This is a genomic window from Sphaerisporangium sp. NPDC049002 (genome assembly GCF_040649355.1).
Classification (GTDB): Bacteria; Actinomycetota; Actinomycetes; order Streptosporangiales; family Streptosporangiaceae; genus Sphaerisporangium.
Genome location: NZ_JBEZFH010000361.1, coordinates 1 through 3,620, shown reverse-complemented (window position 1 = coordinate 3,620; position 3,620 = coordinate 1). Strand labels below are relative to the sequence as shown.

Here is a 3,620-nt window from a genome sequence, read left to right as displayed (position 1 = left end):
GTTCAGCTCCGCCGCCGACAGCCGGACCTCACCGCAGACCACCGCCTCGGCATCCGGCGCCGCCGCCACCCGCGCCTCGAACAACCGGGCCAGGTTTTCTCGAAAAGAAATTGGATTCATGAAATCTCCAGATTCATGGCGTGGCGGCGCAGCGAACAGGTCCGATCAATCAGGGAAAGGAGGGCGTGCCGTAAACGTGGCTCACGGTGAACGCGGACTCGAAATGGGAGCTCAGGATCCGTTCAGCATCGAGAGGCCGCGGGGTCGCATGTCGGTCCAGTTCGCGTTGATGTACTCCAGGCAGCCCGGCCGGCTGTCCTCCCCGTGCACGACATCCCAGCCGCGAGGGACCTCGGAGAACAGGGGCCAGAGGGAATGCTGGCCCTCGGCGTTGATCAGGACGAGATAGCGTCCGTTTTCGTCCTCAAATGGATTGCTCATGAAAACCTCGCACTTTGATGTGGTCTTTTGTGTGATTCCATCGACCGGAACGCACGCTTGCCGCGCACCGTTGGAAGGCTGACAGCCGCACCGTCTCCGTCTCGGATCCGCTCACCTGTGAGCCGCTCCGCCTACCGAGAAAACCTCACCGAGATCCGATGAGACCTGTGTGGCGCGTTATCCGCGAGAGGGCCTGTGCCCGGACCCGTCAAGCGACCTCGGCTCACCGGGGCGATGTCACCTGGGCCAGGTCCTGTCTTGTCGCTCATGTTCGGGTCCCTCTTCCGATACACGCAGATCGATGGAGGTCATCCTGTTGAGTGCGGCTTGGATCTGGCTTGTAAAACGCCTGGGGAATGCGCTGAGCCGCCGGTCACCTCGGGCAGGCGTGCCGCTGTCCTAGTACTCCAGCCGCACTTATTGATCTTTGATGAGTTGTCGCTGGTAGTGGGCTTGTCGAGCGTGAGTCTGGTGTCGTCGCCGCCACAGCGACCAATGGCGGGTGTGGTGTTCGTTGATGGTGGGTCGGGTCAGCAGGGCGGAACCTGTCAATTTGATCAAGGCAGTTGAGCTGGGCTAATTCTGTGTCTGGTTCTCTGGCGTCCTTCTGCTTCGTCTGGTCTTGGTTGGGCTTGTTGATCCATGCCCGGCCGGGGAGGTCGGGCGGGGTAGGGGTGCCGCCACTGGCGAAGCGTTCGGGGTGGGCGGATTGCGCGGCGGCCAGGACTTGAGCGCGTCGGTCGCGGACGGCGGTGGCGCGGCCGTAGTGCACGTCGACCGGGTTGTGGTAGCCGATCCCGGAGTGGAGGCGGTTCTCTGGGGGTCCGGTGCTGAGCCGGGCGCTTGATCTCCACGTTTCCGCAGGTCAGACGCTGTTGATCTGAAGTTAGTTGTTGCAAGCTGCTTGGTCGCGTGTCTATCGGGTGTTGAGTCGGGCCATGAGCTCGCGGTTGGCGGCGCGGGCCGCGTTGAGGTCTTGGTCGCGTTCTTCCAGATGCAGGCGCAGGTCCACTGTTTGCTGTTCGAGCATGATGATTCGTTGCTTCAGCTGGTCGATGTCGTCGGGCGCGCCGAGACCGGACTCCCGCCAGGCCTGTTCGCCAAGGAGCTGTGACAGGCGCCGTTCAAGGTATTGGACGCGGGTGGCTTGGCGGGCCGTGCGTTGTTGGGCGGCGAGAAGACCGGCTTGGAGCGAGGCTCGGCTGACGGCTGGTCCGATCCCGGGGGCGTTGGGGGGTTGGGCTTCCAGGGCGTGGAGTTGTTCGAGCAGGTCGCGATGCCGGTAGGGGAAAGTGCGGTCCACGCCTGCTTGGCGGGCGATGCCGCTGACGCTGATCTCGTCTCCGGCGGTGGCCGCGTCGTTGAGGGCTTTAAGGACTAGCAGTAGGGGCAGGCGTTCCCGCCGGCCTTGACGTTGGAGGGTTAGGCGCAGACCCCGAACGGGACAGCGACTTCACCGATGGACCTGCGGGCGTGCTCGGAGTCGAGCAGGGCTTGGGCTTGTCGCCAGATCCGGTTGCCGTGCCGGTCGAACTGCAGAGCAGCGACCCGGTCGATCGCTTCGCGGCGGCGGTTCTCACCCACCCGGTAGTACTGCTTGGTGGTGTCGAGTCTGCGGTGATCCATCAGCAGACCCCTCGGGAAAAGCGTTGGCGAAGCCGGAGTAGTCAACACTCCGCGCCGTGGTTCCGGGCCGTCCTCCAGCTGGACGAAGACGAAGAGGCCGAGGCGGGCATCAAGTCTGACTCATCGCGGCGCGTCGTGGTGCTCGACGACGTGAACGTGAAGCTGCTGAAGGCCTGGCGGAAGACTCAGGCGACTGAGCGCCTGGCGGCGGGGAAGCACTGGGTCGACAGCGGCAAGGTGTTCACCGACAAGCTGGGCCGGCCGCTGGACCTGAACGGGCTGACCGACCACACCGAGTGGCTGGTGCGACGATCGCAGCTGCCGCCGGTCCGTCTGCACGACATGAGGCACTGTGCGGCCACGATCATGCTCGCGGCCGGCACCGACATGAAGATCGTGTCGGCGACGCTCGGGCACCGGCAGTACTGGTTCACCGCGGACACGTATACGACGGTGATCCCCGAGCTTGCGACGATCGCCGCCGCGGCGACGGTGGCGATGATTCCGCGGCGCGCGTCGAGGTCGACCACGGCATGATCGTCGGCGGAATGGTCCGGCATTGGTCCGGCAGAAGATCGAACAGCTGTACCAGTAGAGATCATGGATCAAGGGATTAGCTGGTGGGCCGCCAGGGACTCGAACCCTGAACCTACGGATTAAAAGCTCGGACGATCATGGTTCCAAACAGTTCAATGCAGATCAGCGGGTATACACGGTCTGATCTGAACGGCTCTGGATCACCCTGAACTGCAACCCAAACTGCAACCACCGATGTCCTGAAGTCCTGACCCAGGGCTGTCACTCGTCATTTGTGCGGTAGGGCCTCGGGCGTGGGAGAACCACGATAAGCAGAGTTGCGAGTGGCCCGAGAAAGAGAGAAAGCAACCACCATCCGAAGCCCGAACGCCACTTGCCCTGTGCCAAACCAGCGTTGACCAGGGCGAGAGTGAAATAGAGAGCACCCGCAAGATCATTGTTGCTCACCGTATTAAGCATGTCGGGGATTCTGTCATATAGGCCCATTTCGCTTGGCCCCTGACGTGAGCCCCTCAGTACAGCAAGGACCGTCATGCGCGGCCGTGCTCGATGGGCCGGGACTGAGGCACGAAGCCCCGGCCCTCCGATCGCCCGTAACCCCGTGTGGTGGTCGGCCACAGCGCGATCGTCGGCCTGTACCGGTGTGATGGCCGGCCCATAGCTCGGCCACAGCGGCGGGAGACGGTCGGAGATTAATCCGTCGACGTCGGTTCTGCACCGTCATAGGCTGCATGTGCCGTCGCAGGCAAAGGCGAATGGGAAAGTTCGTATCAGCTTGCTGACTCCCTTCACGGGGATGAGCCGGTTCGAGTCCGGTAGCCTGCGGCGGCTTCTGCATGGCTGGGCGTAAGGTGCCCTCGATGAGGGCGCGGTCGGCGGCGGCGCGTCCCTGGTCGGTGGGTGAGGCTTGGTGCGGCGGGCGCTGTGTACGGCGGGCGGCCCTGAGTCCCGCCGCCGTTCGGGACCGGCGCCCACGCCGCACGCCCGGACGGCGGGCGGGCGGCGGGCCGTGCGGC

General features: G+C 64.2%; 3 protein-coding genes. 1 reads left to right on the top strand and 2 read right to left on the bottom strand.

Translation table 11 applies throughout. The features are described 5' to 3' along the window. Positions 1 to 231 precede the first annotated feature (231 nt). A complete protein-coding gene (locus AB0B89_RS35330) occupies positions 232 to 441 on the bottom strand; it encodes an MbtH family protein (RefSeq protein WP_358561817.1) in 210 nt (69 codons plus the stop codon). Positions 442 to 1,357: 916 nt separating this feature from the next. Then, positions 1,358 to 1,744: a hypothetical protein gene (locus AB0B89_RS35325; RefSeq protein WP_358561815.1), complete on the bottom strand. Its 387-nt coding sequence runs from the start codon at positions 1,742 to 1,744 to the stop codon at positions 1,358 to 1,360. 170 nt (positions 1,745 to 1,914) lie between these two features. On the opposite strand from AB0B89_RS35325, the gene AB0B89_RS35320 reads away from it, so the two are divergent. Next, positions 1,915 to 2,604, top strand: coding sequence for a tyrosine-type recombinase/integrase (locus AB0B89_RS35320; protein WP_358561812.1), 690 nt, complete (start codon positions 1,915 to 1,917; stop codon positions 2,602 to 2,604). The last annotated feature ends 1,016 nt before the right edge of the window (positions 2,605 to 3,620 follow it).